The organism is Endozoicomonas sp. G2_2 (genome assembly GCF_017744135.1).
GTDB lineage: Bacteria > Pseudomonadota > Gammaproteobacteria > Nevskiales > Salinisphaeraceae > Salinisphaera.
Genome location: NZ_JAGHQU010000006.1, coordinates 24,958 through 45,863, shown reverse-complemented (window position 1 = coordinate 45,863; position 20,906 = coordinate 24,958). Strand labels below are relative to the sequence as shown.

The 20,906-nt window shown below is 62.3% G+C and carries 22 protein-coding genes, 1 tRNA gene and 1 other RNA gene; 18 read left to right on the top strand and 6 right to left on the bottom strand.

Annotation, left to right across the window (positions count from 1 at the left end):
* Positions 1–159: 159 nt before the first annotated feature.
* Together J7355_RS08685 and J7355_RS08680 are read right to left on the bottom strand one after the other, a co-directional pair.
* Positions 160–627, bottom strand: a complete 468-nt coding sequence (locus J7355_RS08685) for a peroxiredoxin (protein WP_209061741.1) — start codon at positions 625–627, stop codon at positions 160–162.
* Between the two features lie 45 nt (positions 628–672).
* Positions 673–1,212, bottom strand: a complete 540-nt coding sequence (locus J7355_RS08680) for an ACT domain-containing protein (protein WP_209061739.1) — start codon at positions 1,210–1,212, stop codon at positions 673–675.
* 150 nt (positions 1,213–1,362) lie between these two features.
* Here J7355_RS08680 and dapA point away from each other — a divergent pair, with 150 nt between their 5' ends.
* The 8 genes from dapA (at position 1,363) to J7355_RS08640 (ending at position 7,555) form a co-directional block, all read left to right on the top strand.
* Positions 1,363–2,226: a 4-hydroxy-tetrahydrodipicolinate synthase gene (gene dapA, locus J7355_RS08675; protein WP_209062068.1), complete on the top strand. Its 864-nt coding sequence runs from the start codon at positions 1,363–1,365 to the stop codon at positions 2,224–2,226.
* Between the two features lie 106 nt (positions 2,227–2,332).
* The gene (locus J7355_RS08670; RefSeq protein ID WP_209061737.1) at positions 2,333–2,620 is read left to right on the top strand and encodes a hypothetical protein; all 288 of its coding nucleotides are present in this window, start codon (positions 2,333–2,335) and stop codon (positions 2,618–2,620) included.
* A 110-nt stretch (positions 2,621–2,730) separates the two neighbouring features.
* Complete coding sequence (locus J7355_RS08665; RefSeq protein ID WP_209061735.1) at positions 2,731–3,003, top strand: hypothetical protein; 273 nt, start codon at positions 2,731–2,733, stop codon at positions 3,001–3,003.
* Positions 3,004–3,188: 185 nt separating this feature from the next.
* Positions 3,189–3,722 carry a YjbF family lipoprotein gene (locus J7355_RS08660; RefSeq protein ID WP_209061733.1) on the top strand — a complete coding sequence of 178 codons (534 nt, stop codon included), beginning with the start codon at positions 3,189–3,191 and terminating at the stop codon, positions 3,720–3,722.
* A gap of 142 nt (positions 3,723–3,864) precedes the next feature.
* A complete protein-coding gene (locus J7355_RS08655; RefSeq protein WP_209061731.1) occupies positions 3,865–4,590 on the top strand; it encodes a hypothetical protein in 726 nt (241 codons plus the stop codon).
* On the top strand, positions 4,583–6,745 hold the full coding sequence (locus J7355_RS08650) for a YjbH domain-containing protein (protein ID WP_247739880.1): 2,163 nt from the start codon (positions 4,583–4,585) through the stop codon (positions 6,743–6,745). The genes J7355_RS08655 and J7355_RS08650 overlap by 8 nt, the downstream gene beginning before the upstream one ends.
* A gap of 126 nt (positions 6,746–6,871) precedes the next feature.
* Complete coding sequence (locus tag J7355_RS08645) at positions 6,872–7,156, top strand: hypothetical protein (RefSeq protein ID WP_209061729.1); 285 nt, start codon at positions 6,872–6,874, stop codon at positions 7,154–7,156.
* Between the two features lie 308 nt (positions 7,157–7,464).
* A tRNA-Ser gene (locus J7355_RS08640) sits at positions 7,465–7,555 on the top strand.
* Positions 7,556–7,608: 53 nt separating this feature from the next.
* On the opposite strand, the gene J7355_RS08635 is transcribed toward J7355_RS08640, so the two are convergent.
* Complete coding sequence (locus J7355_RS08635; RefSeq protein ID WP_209061727.1) at positions 7,609–7,875, bottom strand: hypothetical protein; 267 nt, start codon at positions 7,873–7,875, stop codon at positions 7,609–7,611.
* Positions 7,876–8,213: 338 nt separating this feature from the next.
* On the opposite strand from J7355_RS08635, the gene J7355_RS08630 reads away from it, so the two are divergent.
* The 5 genes from J7355_RS08630 (at position 8,214) to recR (ending at position 13,707) form a co-directional block, all read left to right on the top strand.
* Positions 8,214–10,319 (top strand): EAL domain-containing protein, encoded by a 2,106-nt coding sequence (locus tag J7355_RS08630; protein WP_209061725.1) that lies wholly within the window; start codon positions 8,214–8,216, stop codon positions 10,317–10,319.
* Positions 10,320–10,467: 148 nt separating this feature from the next.
* Positions 10,468–10,564, top strand: an RNA gene (ffs, locus tag J7355_RS08625) — signal recognition particle sRNA small type.
* Between the two features lie 141 nt (positions 10,565–10,705).
* Entirely contained in the window at positions 10,706–12,727 is a 2,022-nt protein-coding gene (gene dnaX, locus J7355_RS08620; protein WP_209061723.1) for a DNA polymerase III subunit gamma/tau, read from the top strand.
* Positions 12,724–13,047: a YbaB/EbfC family nucleoid-associated protein gene (locus J7355_RS08615; protein ID WP_209061721.1), complete on the top strand. Its 324-nt coding sequence runs from the start codon at positions 12,724–12,726 to the stop codon at positions 13,045–13,047. Before dnaX ends, J7355_RS08615 begins: the two co-directional genes overlap by 4 nt.
* A 63-nt stretch (positions 13,048–13,110) precedes the next feature.
* Positions 13,111–13,707 carry a recombination mediator RecR gene (gene recR / locus J7355_RS08610; RefSeq protein ID WP_209061718.1) on the top strand — a complete coding sequence of 199 codons (597 nt, stop codon included), beginning with the start codon at positions 13,111–13,113 and terminating at the stop codon, positions 13,705–13,707.
* Between the two features lie 19 nt (positions 13,708–13,726).
* Here the strand turns inward: recR and J7355_RS08605 are convergent, their stop codons facing one another.
* A complete protein-coding gene (locus J7355_RS08605; protein ID WP_209061716.1) occupies positions 13,727–14,059 on the bottom strand; it encodes a 4a-hydroxytetrahydrobiopterin dehydratase in 333 nt (110 codons plus the stop codon).
* Between the two features lie 125 nt (positions 14,060–14,184).
* Between J7355_RS08605 and orn the strand changes: the two genes are divergently transcribed.
* The gene (gene orn, locus J7355_RS08600; RefSeq protein ID WP_209061715.1) at positions 14,185–14,730 is read left to right on the top strand and encodes an oligoribonuclease; all 546 of its coding nucleotides are present in this window, start codon (positions 14,185–14,187) and stop codon (positions 14,728–14,730) included.
* A gap of 347 nt (positions 14,731–15,077) precedes the next feature.
* On the opposite strand, the gene J7355_RS08595 is transcribed toward orn, so the two are convergent.
* Positions 15,078–16,526 (bottom strand): deoxyribodipyrimidine photo-lyase, encoded by a 1,449-nt coding sequence (locus J7355_RS08595; RefSeq protein ID WP_209061713.1) that lies wholly within the window; start codon positions 16,524–16,526, stop codon positions 15,078–15,080.
* Entirely contained in the window at positions 16,523–18,070 is a 1,548-nt protein-coding gene (locus J7355_RS08590; protein WP_348523013.1) for a cryptochrome/photolyase family protein, read from the bottom strand. The genes J7355_RS08595 and J7355_RS08590 overlap by 4 nt, the downstream gene beginning before the upstream one ends.
* Between J7355_RS08590 and J7355_RS08585 the strand changes: the two genes are divergently transcribed.
* From J7355_RS08585 to J7355_RS08570, 4 genes are all read left to right on the top strand, one after another.
* Positions 17,963–19,006, top strand: coding sequence for an NAD-dependent deacylase (locus J7355_RS08585; protein ID WP_348523022.1), 1,044 nt, complete (start codon positions 17,963–17,965; stop codon positions 19,004–19,006). The two genes, J7355_RS08590 and J7355_RS08585, sit on opposite strands and share 108 nt — an antisense overlap.
* A gap of 74 nt (positions 19,007–19,080) precedes the next feature.
* Positions 19,081–19,719: an adenylyl-sulfate kinase gene (gene cysC / locus J7355_RS08580; protein WP_209061708.1), complete on the top strand. Its 639-nt coding sequence runs from the start codon at positions 19,081–19,083 to the stop codon at positions 19,717–19,719.
* A gap of 198 nt (positions 19,720–19,917) precedes the next feature.
* Positions 19,918–20,391 carry a protease complex subunit PrcB family protein gene (locus tag J7355_RS08575; protein ID WP_209061706.1) on the top strand — a complete coding sequence of 158 codons (474 nt, stop codon included), beginning with the start codon at positions 19,918–19,920 and terminating at the stop codon, positions 20,389–20,391.
* Between the two features lie 38 nt (positions 20,392–20,429).
* Positions 20,430–20,891, top strand: coding sequence for a low molecular weight protein-tyrosine-phosphatase (locus J7355_RS08570; protein ID WP_209061705.1), 462 nt, complete (start codon positions 20,430–20,432; stop codon positions 20,889–20,891).
* The last annotated feature ends 15 nt before the right edge of the window (positions 20,892–20,906 follow it).

The following is a 20,906-nucleotide window of genomic DNA, read 5'->3' as shown; positions in this document are numbered from 1 at the left end:
ATTGCCGCAAAACAGCCCTTGTCCCGAAGGGTTGGGCCGCAAATCGCGCTCTGCGGCGTTGCGAGCCTTGATCGTGGCACGCCACGACCGGCGACTCGCGCCTTGCAGAACACGATTTGCGGTCTCCAACGCGGCGCTCGCATGAAACGGCAACAGGCCCTAGTCGAGTGCGCGCACGGCGGCGAGCACCTCGTCGGCGTGATCGGGGACTTTTACGCCGCGCCAGACATGGCGGATCAGACCGTCGCCGTCGATTACGAAGGTGCTGCGCTCGATCCCGATATGCTTGCGGCCGTACATGTTCTTTTCCTTGAGTACGCCGAAGGCGTTACACAGCTTCTCGTCCGCGTCGCTGATCAGGTCGAACGGGAAGTCGTACTTCGCCCGGAAGTTGTCGTGCTTGCGCAGCGAATCGCGGGATACGCCGACGATATCGGCATTGGCCCGGCGAAACGCGTCGTAAAGATCGCGAAAGGCCTCGCCCTCCTGCGTGCAGCCGGGCGTGTTGTCGCGCGGGTAGAAATACAGCACCAGCGTGCGGCCGGTGAAGTCGGACAGCGAGAGCTTCTTGTCGCCGGTGGCAGGGGCGTTGAAGTCCGGCGCCCGGTCCTGGGCTTGCAGCGTCATCGGTCGGGTTACTCCTTCAGCGGTCTGGGTGGCTGCGATCCGGCGCTAGGTCTTGATCGGATCGAGCAGGCCGTCGGCGTGCAGGTCGTCGCAGACATCCATAAACGCGTCGCGCAACGTCTGCGGGTGATGATTGACCGGTACGTGGACTGCCATGTGAATGGTACACATGGCGGCGCCGGTCAGTCCCGAGTCGTAGGCCTGGCAGCTGACTTCCACCACGCTCGTGCCTTGATCGGTGAAGAAATCCAGCAGCTCTCCGAGCAGGCGCGGCTGTTGCGGCGCCACCACTTCCGCAGCATACGGGCGAAAATCGCTGTGCGGCTCGGCGGGGCGGGTGTGCTGAAACTGGATCGACAGACCGAGATGTTCCGCGAGACCAGGGAGAGCGCTCTCCATCTTGCCCATCGCGCTCCAGTTGCCGCAGAGCAGCAGCGAAGCGGAAAAATGGTCGCCCAGGGGGGTGATGCGACATTCACTGATCTCGCAGCCGCGACGCCCGATCGCACCCACCAGGTCGCGCGCGAGATTCTCGCGGTTCGCCCCCAGTGCCACGATAGACAGATACTTCTTGATTTCCGGCATGAGCGTGACGTGATCCTGAACGAGTACGGCGGTGCGTAAAAGCCGGCTATGTTAGCACTACAAGCGCGGCCTTCACGCGGTTACACTGGCGCTCCGTAACGTGTTGAGGAGAGAACGTTGGCTCAAGGCAGCGCACAACTCGGTGGCAGCATGGTGGCAATCGTCACGCCCATGCATGCCGATGGCAGTGTCGACTGGGAAAGTCTCGAGAAACTCATCGACTGGCATATTGCCGAGGGCACCGACGGTATCGTCTCGGTCGGCACGACCGGGGAGTCTGCGACGCTGGGTTTTTCAGAGCACGACGAAGTTATCGAACGCACGGTGGAGCTGGTCGACAAGCGCGTGCCGGTGATTGCCGGTACCGGCGGTAACGCGACCGACGAAGCCATTCGGCTGACCCGCCACGCCAAGCGGGTCGGTGCGGATGCCTGTCTGCTGGTCTGTCCGTACTACAACAAGCCGACCCAGGAAGGCCTGTACCGGCATTTTCATGCCATCGCGATGGCGGTCGACATCCCGCAGGTGCTTTACAACGTGCCCAGCCGTACCGGCGTGGACATGCTGCCCGAGACCGTGGCCCGTCTTGCGCACATCGACAACATCGTGGCACTCAAGGAGGCCAAGGGCTCGATCGAACGCATTCATGCGCTCGTCGAAGAAGTGGGCGACGGCATCGACATCTTCTCCGGCGACGACGGCACGGCCATGGAAACCATGCTCGTCGGCGGCAAGGGCGATATATCGGTTACCGCCAATGTCGCGCCACGGCTGATGCGCGAGATGTGCGCCGCAGCGATCGCAGGCAATCGTGAAGAGGCGGAAACACTGGACGCGCAGCTGCAGCCGCTGCATACCGCTCTGTTTCTGGAACCCAACCCCATTGCCGTGAAGTGGGCCCTGTACCAGATGGGCTATATCGGCCCGGGTATTCGCCTGCCCATGACGCCGCTCGCGGATCATTTTCATGAGCCGGTGTTGGACGCGTTGCGGCAACTCTCGTTGGTGCGCTAGAGGCAGGCGTCGTGTGTGCTGTCAAATGAGCGTCACTTGTACTAGCTGCTGGCGGTGGTATGGTGCGATGACTTACCAAATTAATAACCTTGGTACGGATCGAGTCATGAAACAGTTAGTCATTGCCGCAGTATTCGCGGCGTTCGCAGTTTCCTCCGCGGCATTTGCGCAAAGCGCGAACAATGCGCAAGGCGAATCCGCTAACGGGCAGGTCGAAGGTGGCGGGTCCGCTGGATCGACCAGTGCGGCCGTGAGTAGTAACGCGGTCTTGGCCGGCGTCGGTGCCGCGGCTGTTATCGGCGGCGCTTTTGCGTTGGCTAACAGCGGCGGCGGTGATGATGACGACGAAAACGTGGTAACCGGGACGACCGGCACCACTGGGACTACGAACTGACCCACGGCTGGCCTAGCGTCGTTTTAGTAGAAATCGCTTGCGCGCGAGATGTATTCGCGATATTTTGTTGATGAAGCCGAAGGCTTTAGCTTTACACGGGAGCCATAACGATGAAAAACCTTTTTGCAGCTCTGGCCATCGCGATGTTTGTGGCGTCGCCTGTTGCCATGGCCCAGAACGCGAACAACTCCAACGCGGTCGCCTCCGGCGGCGCTGCCGGATCTGGCTCCGCCGCAGTCGCCGGTTACGGCACGCTCGCAGCGCTCTCCACCGCTGCGCTCGTTGGCGGCGTGATTGCGCTGGCTAACAGTGGCGACGATGACGACGAGAACGTGCAACTCGGTGCAACCGGCACCACGGGCACGGTCGGCACATCTCAGTAGTTCGCTGATCAACAGTGCTTAGGCGTACATTCAAGTACGCAAAGAGAGACCGCCTCCGGGCGGTCTTTCTTTGTGTGTCCGTTGTATCTGTGGTGGCCACACTTTCGGCGTGCGTCGGCGGGCGCGAGAGCCCGTGGGTGGCGACATTTGCTTCCACGCTCCCCGGGGGCGTCAAGTCGCAGGACTTGAGCAAGCAGGCTGCCGCCATACCTTATGCGTCCGTAGACCTGTCCGTGGGTGGGCCGGGCGGCCTGCTCATTCTTGCGGAGCAAGCCGACGGGTTGACGTTCTGGCAATCCAGCAGTCGCGAAACGATCGTTTTTCGAGGCGGCTACTTGAACTCCACGCGGGGTCTTCAGCGTAACCTGCTATCCAATCGTCTGACATCCGGTGGCGAGGATATTCAGCCATGGGGGCTTGCAGCCGATCAGCCCGTGATTTATCGCGTCGAGCGCAGCTGGGAAAATACCGGCGGCCAGCCCCAGGCCGGACGTGCCCAGGCAACGTTTGCGTGTAACGATGAGCTGGAAAGCGTTGAGTTGCCGCTGACGACGTTGGATTTGAGTCGCTGCACCGAGACACTGGAATGGGACAGCGGGAAGACAACGCGTTCGGTGCTGTGGCGCCACCCCGACACGAATCGTATATGGGCCGGTGATGCCGTAGCATGGCCCGGCGGGCCGCAGGTTACCTGGCAGGTGGCGCGACCCTGGTGGTAATCACGGCATCTGCCACCGACGGCAGCGGTCATGTAAAGGGGAATGGGGTTTGAACTGTAGTTGCGAGGTTTCGTTTAGTCGTTGGGCGCGCGCAGCGGCTATTACGCTAGCCGCTTTTGTGGCCGTTGCTGTTCTGCCGACGTTGTCCTACGCGCAGGAATCGACAACGCTCGTGCAAACACAGTCCGCGCAGCGTCCCGGAAGCCTTATCGATGCGTGGCTGAGTTTTCCGGAACTCGGTAGCGTGGAATGGCCTTTCGCGTATCTGCGAGCCGACACGACGAGTGCTCGCGAACAGGCGAAGCGAGAAGACCTTTTCAAGGAGTTCGATCAGCTGGGTTGGCGGCTCAAGAGCGGGCCGTATCGTAACCTGGCGGGCGTTATCGACACATGGCGCTCCCGGCTGTCCGAGACCGAGCGTTACCGTGAGCCTGGCGACTGGAGCCCGGCGTGGTTGATGGCGCATCCAAGCCAGTCGCCTCCGCTATCACGCGTGGCAGCGATCGGCGCCTGTGAGCCACCGTCCTGGGTTGAAGTGTGGGATTCGAGTGGAATCGACCGGGTCGAATGGCGGAGTGGGCTGGCACTCTCTGATCTCTCGAGGCGCGATGGCCCGCTTGAACTGCATGGTGTCGATAAGGTTGCCGTAGTAACGCCCGAGGGCGCCATAGAGCATTATGGGCAAGCCGCGTTCAACTACAGCGACACCGGGGTATCGCCGGGCACGCGCATTATTGCTGCACTACCCCTGGGCGGCGAGGCGTTTCCGTGGATTCGCGACACTATCGCTCATCTTTTGGCGCATACGCCGGCTGGGTCGGCATGTCGCGAGTTGAACTTGGTCGAAGAAGAATCAAGAAATGATTGACGAAAGAGCTCAACCCAATCGGATGTTGGGGCGCGGGATCGTCATCGTCGGCGTGACGTTCCTGTTGCCCCTTGGGGCGACTCGCGCGATCGCCCAAAGCGACGCCAGCGACAACCGACCGGTATTTCAGAGCGACTTCGGTGGTGTCGGTTTGCTGCAGACGCCCACGGCCCGTATGGCAGCGCTTGGTGAAATGTCGCTGACCTATGACGAAGTCGACCCCTACACCCACTACGCGTTCAGCTTTCAGCCTTTCGAATGGTTTGAGGCAGGGTTTCGCTATACGGAGATCGAAAACCGTCTGTTCGGACGGGCCATCGCCGGCGATCGCGATTATCTAGACAAGGGCGTCGATCTCAAGCTTTCACTGGTCGACGAAGGGCGGTATATGCCGACGCTCGCGGTCGGGTTTCGCGACTTCGGCGGCACCGGGCTTTTCGGCAGCGAATACTTGGTCGCTAACAAACGCTGGCACGATTTCGACTTCAGTCTCGGTCTCGGTTGGGGTTATTTGGGATCGCGTGGCGATATCGGTAACCCTCTGCGTGTCTTCGGCGATCGTTTCGCTGAGCGTATAGACGAAGACACGGGGCAGGGCGGCGATTTCAATATCAAACAACTCTTCTCGGGGCGCCCGAGTTTGTTCGGTGGGATCCAGTATCAAACCCCTTACAAGCCGCTCACGTTACAACTTGAGTATGACGGCAACGACTACGAAACGGAGCCCCTCAATAACCCTCAGGAACAGGATTCGCCCCTAAACATCGGCGCGCGGTTTCGGGTGAATGACAATCTCGTATTGTCCGCGGCCTGGGAGCGAGGCAACACGGCCATGTTGGGTGCGACGCTCAGCGTAAACCTGGCGGGCCTGTCTCAGCCGAAGAGCGATGCACCGCCGGTCGCGGCCAAACCGGGTACTGACCACCATGCCGACGATTGGTCGCGTGTGGCGAGCGATCTCTCGCAGAACGCCGGCATATCGGCGACACGGATCACGCGCGATGCCGATTCACTGATTGTCGAAGGCCAGCCCACGCGTTTCCGGTCGATGCCGGAAGCCGAGCTTCGAGCGAACAAAATACTGCACAACGTTGCGGATAGCGATATCCAGAAGTTCCGTTATCGCTGGAAAGAACGCGGGTTCTATCTGCGAGAGGATATCTTGCCGCGTGCGCCGCTGCCGGAAGACCCGCTTCTAGTCGCGCCCGAAAGCACGTTTAGTCGCGACGACTATCGCCACGGTGTTGCGTCCATCACCTCCTCGCAGTCTCGTGCCGACAGCAGCGCGGGAGAGACGGTGTACGAATCGGCGGGCGACGTGTTTTCTTGGAATCTGTCGCCCGGTCTCAACCAGAATTACGGCGGACCAGACGGTTATCTCTATCAAATCCTTGCGCGGCTTGATACGCAGCTCAAGACCGATGAGCACGGTTGGTTCTCGAACACGCTCGCTTACACGCTTTTAGACAATTTCGATAAATTCGACTACATCGCCGATTCCGATCTGCCGCGCGTGCGCACGTTCGTCGGGCGATATCTAGACGAAACCGATCTTGGCATCTACAACCTGCAGTACACGCGCACAGCGCGCCTTGCTGATAACTGGTTCGGCATGGCCTATGCCGGTTATCTCGAGCAGATGTATGCCGGCGCGGGTGGCGAAATACTCTATCGGCCGTTCAACAGCAACGTGGCCTTCGGCATCGATGCGAACTGGGTCAAGCAGCGCGAGTTCGATACGCAGTTCGGGCTTCGCGACTACGAGACCTGGGTCGGCAACGCCACGGCCTATGTCGATACGGGTTTCAAGGACGTGCTTGCGAAGATCAGCGTAGGGCGCTACCTGGCGAAGGACATCGGTGCGACTTTCGATTTTTCCCGCGAGTTCGACTCCGGGGTTCGTCTCGGCGCCTACGCGACGTTTACCGATGCCGGCGATGACTACGGCGAGGGTGGTTTCGACAAGGGGATTTATCTGAGCATGCCGCTCGACGTGTTCTTCAATAAATCGAGCCGTCGATACGCGTCGGTCGCATGGCGCCCGCTGACTCGCGACGGCGGTGCGAAGCTGGCGCGCCGTTACAGTCTGTACGGTTTGACCGGCCAGCGCGCGCTGGGCGATTACTGGCAGGATTATGAGGATGCAGGCCCCTGATAGTCGGCTAATAGTCGTCGCGGTCCATTCGCTCGTGCGGACTACGGGCTCGTGAGCTCGTAGGGCGGGTGGTACGATGCGATCGCCGATATCGTGGCGGTCAATAACTTTTTTATCGGAGTAGCAGTGACTAAACCGGCTTTACTCGTACTGGCGTTTTCGATGCTCGGACTGGCGGCCTGCAGTTCGACGCCGTCCTGTCTCGAATCGCAGCCGTACATGAACGCCAAGGCGTTTCCGCCGTTGAAGAGCCCCGCGGGGCTCGATGTGCCGGAGCCGGATCCGAGCATGCGTGTGCCCGAGGTCGCTTCCGGACCGGTCGGGACCTTCGACGACGTGCCTGCCGATCGCGACGCCGAAGACCCCGCGGCCCGTTGTCTGGTGACGCCGCCGGCGATGGCGGCTCGATAACAAGCTAGCCCCCAGGCCGACACCGCCAGACAGACCGTATCTGGCGCAACGCGGCGTACGTGCCTGGGAGACTCTCATCCGTCGGCCGACCGTCGACGCCGTCGTTAGGGGGCAATGTCGGCCTGTCGCGGATCACGCAGGCCTTTGCCGCTTGCTCTCCCGTCTTTCAAACTGGCTCGCTTAAGCGCAGGTCATATCCTGTGCGTTTCTGGATAGCTTTGGCTGGATTCGTCCATATCACGAGGCGGACGCTCGCAGGCGGGGCTTCGTAACGCGGCGAAATACGTTACAATCCGCGCTCCCGAAACGGAGAGGTGTCCGAGCGGTCGAAGGAGCACGCCTGGAAAGCGTGTGTGCGGTAACCCCGTACCGAGGGTTCGAATCCCTCCCTCTCCGCCATTTCGGCCGGGCGCCAGCCCGCATTCCGCTGCGCGCCGGCGTCCACGGTCGAATCAGTACTCGATTCCCGTTTCTCGACTCTGGGTGGTCTCGTCGCCGAATTCGCCGCCCTGTGTCGTCTCCTTTTCATCCGATTGCTGCGCATCTTCGGTCTGCTGGGCGTCGCCGACCGGCTGCGACGTCGTTTCGGAATCCTTGGCGCTCTCGCCGCTGACCTGCTGACAGGTCACGTCGCCGTCGGCGGATTTTTCACACTGGTTGGCCGCCACGGCGAGCGTCGGGGCGAACGCGAGAGTCAGTAGCAAGGCTGTCGTTTTCATACTGTTGTCCTTTCGCAATGAATGCCTGCAATAGCGCATTGTGACGTTTTGCGCGCAATGCGTGCATCGTACGTTTTACGGGTTGATCAGGTTGCGTTTAGGCACTGATGCGCGGCGCATAGGCGTTGCACTCGCGCTTGTGTCGACCCGGCAAGCTGCCTGATACATAAAGATTTAGGCGCGCGGGCCGATTTACAGCCTGAGACCACGTGGCATCGAGCGGGCGCGCCGTATATGGGCCGATAGCGGTGTTCTTTCCCGCTCTGCCGAACTGCCGGTGTTCGGACGCGCCGTGCGCGACACGTAATGGCGGACTCGTTACATGGAGGGGGCCGGGCTTGGAAAGCGTTTACATGGCCGGCGCTTACGACCAGCGTCTGGTGGCGTTGTCGGTTGTTGTCGCGATCCTCGCGTCTTATACCGCGCTGGACGTGGTGGGGCGCATGGGCGAACGGCGTGACTGGCGCTGCTATGGCTGGCTGGCTGGCGGGGCGCTCGCCCTGGGTACCGGCGTGTGGGCGATGCATTTTGTCGGCATGATCGCGTTTCGCCTGCCGCTGGACATGGGCTACGACGTCGACATTACCTCGGCGTCGTGGCTGATGGCGGTCGTCGCCTGCGCCTTCGCGCTCAATGCGGTCACGCACGCCAGGCTGACGCGTGCACGGCTCGTGGTGGGCGCGAGCGCGATGGCCGCCGGTATCGGCGGCATGCATTACACCGGCATGTTCGCAATGCGGCTCCACCCCGGCATCGAATACACGCCGACCCTTGTGGGCGTATCGCTCTTGATCGCTTTTGCTGCGTCCGCCGTCGCCCTGCGAATTGCATCGTTTCTGCGGCAAGCACAAGCGGGTAGCCGCTTCGGGCGGAAATTTCTCGCCGCGCTCGCGCTCGGGGTCGCGATCGCTGGCATGCACTACACGGGCATGGCCGCCGCGCATTTTCGCGTCGACAGCCTCTTCGGCGCGTCCGCAAAGCTGGACACCGTCTGGCTCGGTACGCTCGTCGGTGCGTCGACCGTTATCTTTCTCGCCATCGCGCTGATCGTTTCGATCCTCGATCGGCGGTTGGAGAACTCGACGTCCGATCTCGTTGCCTCGTTAAGCCGCGCGAACGCCGAGCTGTTGCACATGAGCCGGCATGATCCGTTGACTGGGCTGCCCAACCGCGCCTTGCTCAACGAGCGGATCGACAAGAGCCTGGAGCGCTGGAAAAGTCAGGGCGTCGGTTTCGCGATCGCCTATATCGACCTCGACGGCTTCAAGGCCATCAACGACCACCTCGGCCACCGGGCCGGCGATAAGTTGCTCGAACAGATCGCGCTGGTTCTCCGGGATGCGCTGACCGACGGCGACGTGGCTGCGCGTATTGGCGGCGACGAGTTCGTGGTGCTCATGAACGACATCGCCGACAAGGACGATGCCCGGGCGGTATGCACGCGCATGCTCAAGGCGATTTCGCAAGTCGAGTATGCGGGTGGGGAGCTGGCAGCGAGCGTGGGATATGCGCTGTGTCCGAACGACGGCGCCGATCTGGATGCCTTGATCACCGCAGCGGACATGGCGATGTATGGCGGCAAGCTGGCGGGAAAGAATCGCGTGCAGCGTTATCGCGAAGACATGGGGGCGCGCATGTCCGACGACTTTGCGCTGCAATCCGAGTTGCGGGACGCGATTCGCTACGGCGGCCTCGCGGTGTATTTCCAGCCGCGGTTTCGCACGGGCGACCGGCGGCTGGTCGGCGCCGAAGCCCTGGTTCGCTGGCCGCATCCGACACGGGGGTTCATTTCGCCGGATCGCTTCATCGCGATTGCCGAACGTTGTGGCCTCATTACCGAACTCGAGATCAACGTGCTCGACATGGTCGGCGGCCATATTCGGGCCTGGCTCAACGATGGTCTTGTCGTGCCGCCGATTTCCGTGAACCTGTCCGCCGTGCGCATCCGCGACGAGAGCCTGCCGGACCAGGTGCAGGGGTGTCTGGAACGCTACCGGCTGGATCCGGCGTATATCAGCTTCGAGATCACCGAATCGCTCGCGGTGCGCGAGATCGCGCAGGCCCGCAGTGCGCTCGGGCGCTTCAAGAGCATGGGGATCGAGGTCGCACTCGATGATTTTGGTACGGGCTACTCGAGTCTGTTTTATCTCAAGCAGTTGCCGATCCAGCAGCTCAAGATCGATCGCAGCTTTATTGCCGACCTGCCGAACATCAGCGAGCCCAAGGCCGAGATCGTCGAATGGATCATCCGGCTGTCGCACCAGTTGCAGCTTCGCGTCGTGGCCGAGGGCGTGGAAACAGAGGCGCAGCTCGCGTATCTGCAGCGTATCGGCTGTGACGAAGTGCAGGGGTTTCTGCTGAGTCGGCCGCTCCCGGCGGATCGGCTGCTCGCTCTACTAGAACGCGAACAAGGGCCGATCCGTGTTTCGGGGCCAATGCGCTGATCGGCGTATTTCCGGGCACGCGTACGGCGCGCGGGTCAGCGCTTTAGACCGCGCTGGCTGAGCCGCCGCTTTTTGTGTATCGTCTGCGCGCACGACGGATCGGTCGCCTGGCGATCGAGGCCGTACCACCGCTTTCGAGGGTGGCCCGCGTCGGTGCCCCCGCGACGACATGCCGTCAACCCCGTCAGGCCCGGAAGGGAGCAGCGGCAGCGGCAGACTCGGGCGCCGGGGTGTCGCTGGCGCGGGCCGCCACCTTCGACGCTTGAAACCCGCCGCCTGCAACGCGATAGTCATGCGTATGAGCAACGGCGCGGCACAGCGGCGCATCCCGGGCGAATCATGACGAGCCATTCTGCGGATTTCTGCCAATCGGATTGTACTCGCGCATGAGTTTTCAGGCGCTTGCACGCACTTGGCGGCCGCGCCGCTTCGACGAGCTCGTTGGCCAGAGCCACGTTGTACGCGCGCTCACGCATGCGCTGGAGCAGGACAAGCTGCACCATGCGCTGCTGTTCTCGGGCACGCGCGGCGTGGGCAAGACCACGCTGGCGCGCATCATCGCCAAATGCCTGAACTGCGAGCACGGCACGACAGCACATCCTTGTCGCAGCGGCGATGCCTGCGCCACCTGCCGGGAAATCGACGACGGCCGATTCGTGGATCTGATCGAGGTCGACGCGGCGTCCCGTACCGGCGTCGATGACACGCGCGAACTCATGGACAACGTCCAGTACGCGCCGACGCGCGGGCGTACGAAGGTGTATCTCATCGACGAGGTGCACATGCTCTCCAAGCATTCCTTCAACGCGCTGTTGAAGACGCTGGAAGAGCCGCCGCCCAGGGTGCAGTTCCTGCTGGCGACCACCGAGCCGGAAAAGATTCCGGTGACCATTCTTTCGCGCTGTCTGCAGTTTCCGCTCAAACGTCTGCCTGTGGCCGAGATCGCGGCCCAGCTGCGCCATATCGTCGACGCCGAAACGATCGACGCGGACGAGGATGCGCTTACGGAAGTCGCCCGCGCGGCGGACGGGAGCATGCGCGACGGGCTGTCGCTGCTCGATCAGGCGATCGCATTCAGTGGCGGCCGGCTGGAGGCCGAGCCGGTGCGCGACATGCTGGGCACCATCGGCCAGGGGCGTGTCGCCGAACTGGTCGAGGCGATCGTCGATGCCCGTGCTGCGCACGCCCTGAATGCGCTCGCGGCGCTCTACGCGCAGGGTATCGACATGCGTTACCTGCTCGAGGCGCTGGCCACGGCGTGGCAGCAGATCGCGACGATTCATGTGGTTGGCGAAGCCACGGACGACGCCGGCGAGGCCTGGCAATCGCTCGCCGAACGCGCGGATCCGGCTTCGGTTCATGTCTTCTACGATATCGCCGTCGCGGGCGTACGCGATCTCGCACATGCGCCGGATCCGCTCGTGGGCGTGAAGATGTGCGTGCTTCGCATGCTGGCATTTGCACCGGCCCAGTTGAGCGTTTCACAGTCCGGCGGGCCGACGGAAACGCCCGCCGCGACGCCACAGCCCGAGCGGAAAGCGACAACGAGCGCGTCCAGTGGTGTGGCGCAGGTTCGGGAACAGCTGCGCAAGGCGGACCGCCCGGCGCGTGCAAGTGACCGTGCGACGGCTGCCGAACGTCCCGGGCCGGCGGTGCAAGACACCCGGCCCGCCGTGGCAGCGTCCCCGCAACCCGATGCCGAAGTGAACAAAGGGGCGCCTGTCGATTCCGGCGAAACGCAATCAAAGCCGCATGCGAGCGACGCGCCCGCGCCGGCACAACAGCCCGCTTCCGAGTCTATGGAGACGCAATCGGCTGTGCCCGCCAAGGAAGCGTCCAGCCCAACGGCAACCGAGGCGGAACCCGATGGCGGAGCGGCGGGGAACGCCGCAACCACCGGGGACGAGCCCGAGCGCGCGGAAGCCGCGAGCGCGAGTGAGAACAACGCCGATGACGCGCCCGACGATACGCCGGCTGCGACGGCCAACGGCGTCGATGCGTGGCACGATCTTGTATCGGACCTGAACATCAGCGGATTTGCCGCGCAGCTGGCCAACAATGGCGTCTGCCGCCGGCTCGATGACGAGCGGGTGGTGCTGGCACTGGCGCGCGCCAACGAGTTCCTGGCGATGGGCAGCGCACGCGACAGTCTGCAGGACGCGCTGGCACGCCATTGGGCGCCCGCATCGACACCGAAACTGGTCATCGAATTCGTCGATGAAACACGCGATACGCCGGCGCAGCGTATCGAGGAAGATGCCCAGGCGCGCCAGCAGGCCGCCGTGGCATCGATCGAAAACGATCCGTTCGTACAACAGTTGCGCGAACGGCTGGGCGCGCAACTGCGTGCCGAAACCATCAAACCTCATCACCCGAAAGCGGCAACCGAAAAGCGAGACGAGCTATGAAAGGTCAACTAGGCAAGATCATGCAGCAGGCCCAGGCCATGCAGGGCAAGATGCAGGAAGCCCAGGAAGAGATGGCCAAGATGGAGATTACCGGCGAATCCGGCGCCGGTCTCGTCAAGGTCGTGATGAACGGCAAGCACGAGGTCAAGAACGTGGTGATCGACCCGAGCGTGTTCGAGGAAGACCGTGAGTTCGCCGAAGACCTCATCGCCGCGGCGATCAACGATGCCGTGCAGCGTGTCAGCTCGACGACCAAGGAAAAAATGTCGGAGTTGACCGGCGGCATGGATCTGCCGCCCGGCATGAACCTGCCGTTCTGAAGCCTGCCCGACTGAGCGGCGCGATGGCGCCGGTCAGTCTTTTTTCGCGAGGAAGATGAATCGATGGCGTTTTCGCCGGCTTTGACACGTCTGATCGACGCGTTGCGCGTGCTCCCCGGCGTCGGCTCGAAAAGCGCCCAGCGCATGGCGTTTCATCTGTTGCAGCGCGAGCGTGACGGCGGGCGCTATCTGGCGCAAGCCGTGGAACAGGCGATGGCCAGCGTGCAGCACTGCCGCGCGTGTCGCATGTTCACCGAGGCCGAGCTCTGCGACATCTGCGCCAACGAACGACGCAATGGCGCATTGGTCTGCGTGGTGGAAAGCCCCGCGGACGTGATGGCGATCGAGCAGAACACGGACTTCACCGGGCGCTATTTCGTGCTTCTCGGTCGGCTGTCGCCGATCGACGGTGTAGGGCCGAACGAACTCGGCCTCGACATTCTGCGTTCGCGGCTCGCGGACGGCAGCGTCGAGGAAGTGATTCTCGCCACGGGCGCGACCGTGGAAGGCGAGGCCACCGCCCAGTACATCGCCGACCTGGCGCGCCAGCACGATGCCGGCATATCGCGCATCGCGCACGGTGTGCCGATCGGCGGCGAACTCGAGTACGTCGATTCGGGCACACTCAGCCAGGCGTTTTCCGGCCGGCGGCCGTTCTAGCTCGCCCGAACCGGCGCGCTCAGTCGAGCAGGGCGTCGATCTTCGCGGCGCTGATGAAGTCGTTGTCGGACAGACCGGCGATCGCGTGCGTGATCAGCTCGATCCGGCAGGTGTTATAGCCGAAGCTGATATCCGGGTGATGGCCTTCGCGGTGGGCGATATAGGCCACGGCATTCACGAATGCCTGGGTGCGGTAATAGTTCTTGAACTTGAGCCGCGCCACCAGACGCCCGTCGGCGTCGATCTCCCAGCGACCGGAGAGCATGTCGAGGTGGTTCTGTATCGCCTGCGTGTCTAACGCGGGCTTGTCCGCATTGCATGGGGCACAGCGGCGGTCGGCAAGTGCTGTCATTGCGTACTCCTGGTCGAGGTATGCATTCACCGTAACAGGGGCGCTACCGTGGGCGGATAGTCGTTGTGCTTTGCGCGTGGGCGAGGGCAGCCGCACAATGTGGCTTTATCTTCCATCCCGACCTTATGAGTTACGCCGAAGACAACCTGATCTGGATCGATCTCGAAATGACCGGCCTCGATCCGGACAGTGATCGCATCATCGAAATCGCCACACTCGTCACCGACAAGAACCTCAATGTGCTCGCCGAAGGTCCGGTGCTTGCGGTGCACCAGAGCGACGCGCTGCTCGACGGGATGGACGCGTGGAATACGCGACAGCACAACGGGTCCGGTCTGGCTGCCCGCGTTCGAGACAGCGATGTCGATGAAGCCGAGGCTCAGCGCCAGACGATCGATTTCCTGTCGGCATACCTGCCGGCCGGCAAATCCCCGATGTGTGGCAACAGTATCTGCCAGGACCGGCGCTTTCTTGCGCGTTACATGCCGGAACTGGAAGCGTTCTTTCACTATCGGCATATCGATGTGAGCACGCTCAAGGAACTGGCGCGGCGCTGGGCGCCGGAAATCGCGACCGGCTTCAACAAAAAATCCAGCCATCTCGCCATGGACGATATTCGCGATTCGCTGGATGAACTCGCCTATTACCGGAGTACGCTGCTCAAGGTGTAGCCGCGTCGCGGTCGTTGCGCGGGCCAAGCGCTAAGGCGCTGAGTTCAGGATAGATTGGCAATGCCCGGCACGGCGACGACATTGACCTCGGCACGGCGGGCGTGTACAAAAGAAATCAAGAAAACGCGCCGTTTCAGGAACCGCAGCGTTCCATACGAAAATAACACAGGCGGCAGGCGCTTTCGGAGGTAGAACATAAACCGCCCACCGGGCAGAAAAAGAATTGGCTTCCCGTCGATGCCCGTCCTGCACGGGTAACCAAGAACGACAATGTACGGGATAAGCAATTGGAGGCTCCTTCGGGAGCCTTTTTTTTGCCCCGTCTTCCGGGTCTTGATTGCGGCGGGTCAGTCCGACTGCTTTATCTGGTCGAATGCCTCCAGTGCTTCGCGGCGCGATGCCTTCAGGTCCACGATCGGCTGCGGGTAATCGTCACCGAGCGTGATACCGGCGACCTTCAGCGCCTTGGCGGGTGCTTTCCATGGTTCGTGGATATGGCGGTTTTCCAGCTTCGCGAGCTCGGGTACCCAGCGCCGCACGTATTCGCCGTCGCTGTCGAAGCGTTCGCCCTGGCGTGCCGGGTTGAAGATGCGAAAGAAGGGCGCCGCATCCGCGCCGCAGCCGGTGGCCCATTGCCAGCCGAGCGTGTTGTTTGCCAGATCCGCGTCGACCAGCGTATCCCAGAACCAGCGTTCGCCGTGTTGCCAGGCCACGCGCAGGTTCTTGGTCAGAAACGAGGCGACGGTCATGCGCAGGCGATTGTGCATATAGCCCGTCGCCCAAAGTTCACGCATGCCGGCGTCGACCATGGGGATGCCGGTCTGGCCCTGTTGCCAGCGCTTGAGCCCTTCGTCGTCGCCGGACCAGGGGAATGCCTCGAAGCGCGGGTCGAGCGGCTTCTCCGGGGTTTCGGGGAAGTGATAGAGCACGTGGTGGGCGAACTCGCGCCAGCCGATTTCGCTACGAAAGCTGGCCGCATGATCCTGAAGCGCCTTGCCGCTGTGCGTGTCGAGCCATTCCTCGAGCCGGTGCATGATCTGGCGCGGGCCGATCTCGCCCCAGTGCAGATGCGGCGAAAGATACGACGTGCCGTGCCGAGCAGGGCGGTCACGATCGTTGTCGTAGTTGTCGATGGCGTTATCGAGGAATTGCTCCAGGCGTTCGTGCGCGCCGTCCTCGCCGGACGTCCACGTCTGGCGTATTCTGCGACCCCAGTCGAGACGTGGCAGCAGGTCAAGGGACGCCAGCGTTTCGGTGCCGATTCGCGACCAGACTTCGGGCAGGGCGTCCGGCGCGGCCATCGGCGCGTCCAGGTTACGGTCCTTGATCGCCTTCCAGAACGGCGTGAACACCTTGTACGGGCCGCCCTGCTTGGTTTCCACAGTCCATGGCTCGTGCAGCAGGTGCGCCTGAAAACTGGCGGTTTCGATGCCGCTGTCGTCGAGATGCTTCTTGACGTTTTTGTCGCGGGCGATGGTGAGCGGGTCGTATAGACGGTTCCAGTAAACGGCGGTCGCGCCGCTTTCTTCGATTAGCGTGTCGAGTGCTTCGCGGGTCGGCCCGTGACGGATGACCAGGCGCGACCCCAGCGCTTCCAGTTGCGCGCTCAACCGTTCGAGCGAGAGGTGCAGCCATACGCGCTGTGCGCCGCCGGGCGCCCAGGCGCCCAGTTCGTCCGGCGCATGAATGAACACCGGCACGATGGCATCGAAATCGCTGTTGAGCGCGGCGCTGAGCGCGGGATTATCGGCCAGCCGCAGGTCGCGGCGAAACCAGACGATCGCTCGTTGCTTCATAGATAGTCCTGTTGTTTGATCTGGCGGCGCAAGGCGCGGGCGTCGTCGCGAATGGCGTTCATGAGTTCGGGGTCGTCGCGCTTTTTCTCGAGATTCTTGACCTGAAAAACCATGCGGCGGTTATGGGCGAACTGGTCGAGGTTGCGGTCGAGAAAATCCCAGTAAAGCGTGGTGACGGGACATGCGTTCTCGCCGGTGGCCTTACGGTAATCGAACCGACAGTTCTTGCAGTAGTTGCTCATCTTGTTGATGTAATTGCCCGACGCGCAATACGGTTTCGTACCGAGTATGCCGCCATCGCCGAACTGGCTCATGCCCAGCGCGTTGGGCAGGCTGACCCAGTCGACGGCATCGAGATACATCGCCATATGCCAGTCGTGAAAAGCGCGCGGGTGCACGCCGGCGTTGAGCGCGAACAGGCCGAGCACCATGAGGCGCTGGATATGGTGGGCGTAGCCGTTGTCGAGCACGTTACGCATTGCGTCGCGCACGCATGCCATGTCGGTTTCGCCGTCCCAGTACGCCTTGGGAACGGGCAGTTGCGCACGCAGCGCGTTGCGCCGGATGTAGCCGGGCATTTCGCGCCAGTAGACGCCGCGCACGAACTCGCGCCAGCCGAGGATCTGGCGCACGAAGCCTTCGACGCTGTTGATCGGCGCGTCGCCGTTATCGTAAGCGGCCACCGCGGCGTCGACGCACGCGCGCGGGCTGATCAGGTGCAGGTTCAAAGCGGCGGACAGCCGCGAATGGTAGCCGAACTGCAGATTGGTCCAGAGCGCGTCCTGATAGGCGCCGAAGTTCGCCAGCCGGTGATCGACGAAGTCGCGCAGCGCGGTGCGTGCCTCGTCGTGCGTCACGGGAAGGTCGAACCCGTCGGTATCGCCGGGATGCTCGGTGTAGCGGGCGTCGACCATGTCGATCACGTCACGGGTGATCTCGTCGGGTCGGAACTGGCGTACATGGGGCAGGTCGGAAGGCCCGCCGCGGCCGAAGCTTTCACGATTGGACTTGTCGAAGTTCCAGGCGTCGCCGCGGGGCTTGTCGCCGGCCATCAGCACACCGTGCTCGCGGCGCATGGCGCGGTAGAAGTCCTCGAGCACGAGCGACTGGCGCTCGTCGGCCCAGGCGTCGAACGCGTCCAGATCGCAATAGAAATGTCGATCGGGGCGAACTTGCAGGTTCAGGTTGTTGTTCCGGGCGCAGGTCTCGAGCACTTCGCGTACGCGGTGATCACCGCATTCGGTCATCACCAGCCTGTGCGGCTTCAGGCGTCGGATCGCAGCCGTGAGGATCTGGTCGAAGTCGTTGCCGCTGTCGTGTCGGCGGTCGGCCGTCAGCGCGTGGTAATCCACGGCCAGGCCGCGGTCTTCGAGCGCTACGCGGTAGTGGCGCATGGCGGCGAAGAACAGCACGAGGCGTTTCTTGTGACACCACACATGGTTCGCCTCGGTCTCGTTCTCGGCCATCCACACGACATCGCGCTCCGGGTCGAAGTCGTCGAGCGCCGACAGGTCGGGGTCGAGCTGATCGCCGAGGACGATCACGAGATTTCGGATATGCGCCAAGAGGTGTTTTCTCCCAGTCGTCGCCCACACCTGTCGTCAGCTTTGGCGACATCGAACGGGTCGGGCAGAATAGCCGGGCAAAGCCAGCCCGTCATCGTTAACCGGATGCATCACTCGACGTCCCATGCGCAGCGCATGGAAGACACCGCGCTCGCGCAGGAAGATATGGAACGCGCCGTTGCGATGATGCGCGTTGCCCGTCGCGTGCTTGTCATTACGGGGGCGGGCATGTCTGCGGATTCGGGGTTGCCGACGTATCGCGGTGTCGGTGGGTTGTACGATCGCGATCTGACTGACGACGGCATCGCAATCGAGGACGCGTTGTCGGGCGACATGTTCGCGCGTGATCCGGCGTTGACCTGGAAGTACATCGCGCAGATCGAACGCGCCTGTCGCGGCGCCAAGCCCAATGAAGGCCACGCCGCGCTGGCACGGATGGCGCCGCGATTCGATCGTTTCTGCGTGCTTACGCAGAATGTCGACGGTTTTCACGCAGCGGCCGGCAGTCGCGACGTGATCGAGATGCATGGCACGACCCATCGGCTGCGCTGTACCCGCTGTGGCAATCGCCGCGTTGTCGAGGATTATGCGCAATTTGCCTCGCTGCCACCGCGGTGCACGGTGTGCGCAGGAATCGTCCGGCCCGAGGTTGTATTGTTTGGCGAGATGCTGCCCGACGACGCGGTGCGCCGCTACGAGTTCGCGTTGTCGCAGGGCTTCGATCTCGTGATCGCTGTGGGTACAACGGCGGTTTTTCCGTACATCGCGGCACCCGTGCAACAGGCTGCCGCGTCCGGTCATGCGACAATCGAGATCAACCCGGCGCGTACGGCGCTGTCTGAATGGTGCAACGTTCGATTGCGTGCGCGCGCGGCACAAGTCCTTCCTGCGCTCGCGTCGGGTCTTGAATGCTGATTTTGAATAGCAGGTTTTGAACGAGGGTTCGCTCGGCGCTACGGCGCCGTGGTTTGCTTGTCTGAAGGTTTGTAATGAACAAAAGCAAAAGCTCGAACATCGTCTGGCATGAAGGCACGATCACGCGAAAGCATCGTGAAGTGCTGAACCAGCATCGTGGGTTCACGATCTGGTTCACGGGCCTGTCCGGTTCCGGCAAGTCCACGCTTTCGGTCGCTCTGGAAGAGCGGCTCTACGGTATGGGTTGTCGCACGTATCGGCTGGACGGCGACAATGTGCGGACCGGCCTCAACCGCGATCTGGCGTTCAGCCCGGAAGACCGTATCGAAAATATCCGCCGCATCGGCGAGGTGGCCAAGCTATTCCGCGATGCCGGCATCATCAATCTCACCGCATTCATCTCGCCGTACCGTCAGGACCGCGATATGGCGCGAAACCTCTCGCAGCGCGGCGATGATGACTTCATCGAGGTATTCGTCGATGCGCCGCTCGACGTCTGCGAACAGCGCGACCCCAAAGGGTTGTACAAGAAAGCCCGTGCCGGCAGCATCCCGAACTTCACCGGAATCAGCGCGCCCTACGAGGCGCCGGACCACCCGGAAATTCACGTGCGCACTGGCGAAACCAGCATCGCCGACGGCGTGACGCAGATCGTCGACTATCTGTGTAGCAACGGTTACATCGAAAACGAGCTCGTTGCTGCTGTGGACTGAAATCAGGGCCGAGCAGGACCGTTGTCGTCGTTCGCGTCACGCAGCTGCGTGTAGATGTCGTGCAACGCCGGACCGCTAATCCGACCGAAGCGTCGCAAGATTGCGCGTGCGTTCATCTTCTGCCGAACCGCAACATGATAGGCTTCGTCGCCATCGCGACCGCATCGCTCGATCGAGCCACGTTTGGATAGTTCTTCTATGTATCGACTGTTGTTCTCCGGTTTGACGCTCATGGCTTTGGCCGCCTGTGCCATGGGCCCCAGCCATGGTGGCCCGCAGGCCAAGGTTATTGGCGAAAGCCAGTATTGCGGGACCGCGTCGCAGGACTCCAACGTGTTGTATTTCCCCGATGCCTCAGCGTTCGGTGATTGGGTCGACTACCGCGGCATCAACGAATTCGATGCCGAAATGGCAAGCGGCGGCGTCGTGATTGTCGAGATGGGGCAGCGGCCAACCGGCGGGTATAACGTCCGATTGGATAACAGCAAGACCGCCATCGAAAACGGTACGCTCACCATCGGCATGGAGTGGAACGCGCCGCGCCTCGACGCAGCGGTCAGCCAGGCGCTTATTGCCTCCTGCGTCGCGTTGCGGCCGCCCAAGGGGGATTACAGCAAAATTCGTGTGGTTGATCAGATCGACAACCTGCGCGGTGAAGCGAGCGTGAGATAACGAGCCGCGCTTGGCTTGAGTTGCGATTCCGTAAGTGTATGAATATTAACCGCATATTGTGCGTTTGTACGGGTAATATCTGTCGTAGCCCGCTGGCGGAAGGCTGGCTACGCCGCGAGTTGCCGTCGTTGACCATTGCCTCAGCCGGTGTGGGCGCGGTCGATGGGGGGCGCATGCCGGACGCCGCGATCGCGATCGCCAAGCGGGAAAAGCTCGACCTCGCCGAACACCGCGGCTGCCAGATCACCCGCCCGATGCTTCAGGCGCATGATCTTGTGCTGGTCATGGAAAAGGCGCAGCGCGACTGGTTGGCGGCCAACTATCCGGAAGCACGCGGACGTATATTTTTGGCCAGCCACTGGACGACCGGTCTCGATATACAAGACCCGTATCGTTTGAGTGCCGATGTTTTCGAGCAGGTCTACGCCGAGCTCGTTGAGGCGCTGGAACAGTGGCGGGCGCGCTTGACGCCTCCTGAAACAAAAAATTTTGGGACGTAATAACCAGCCGTGCGG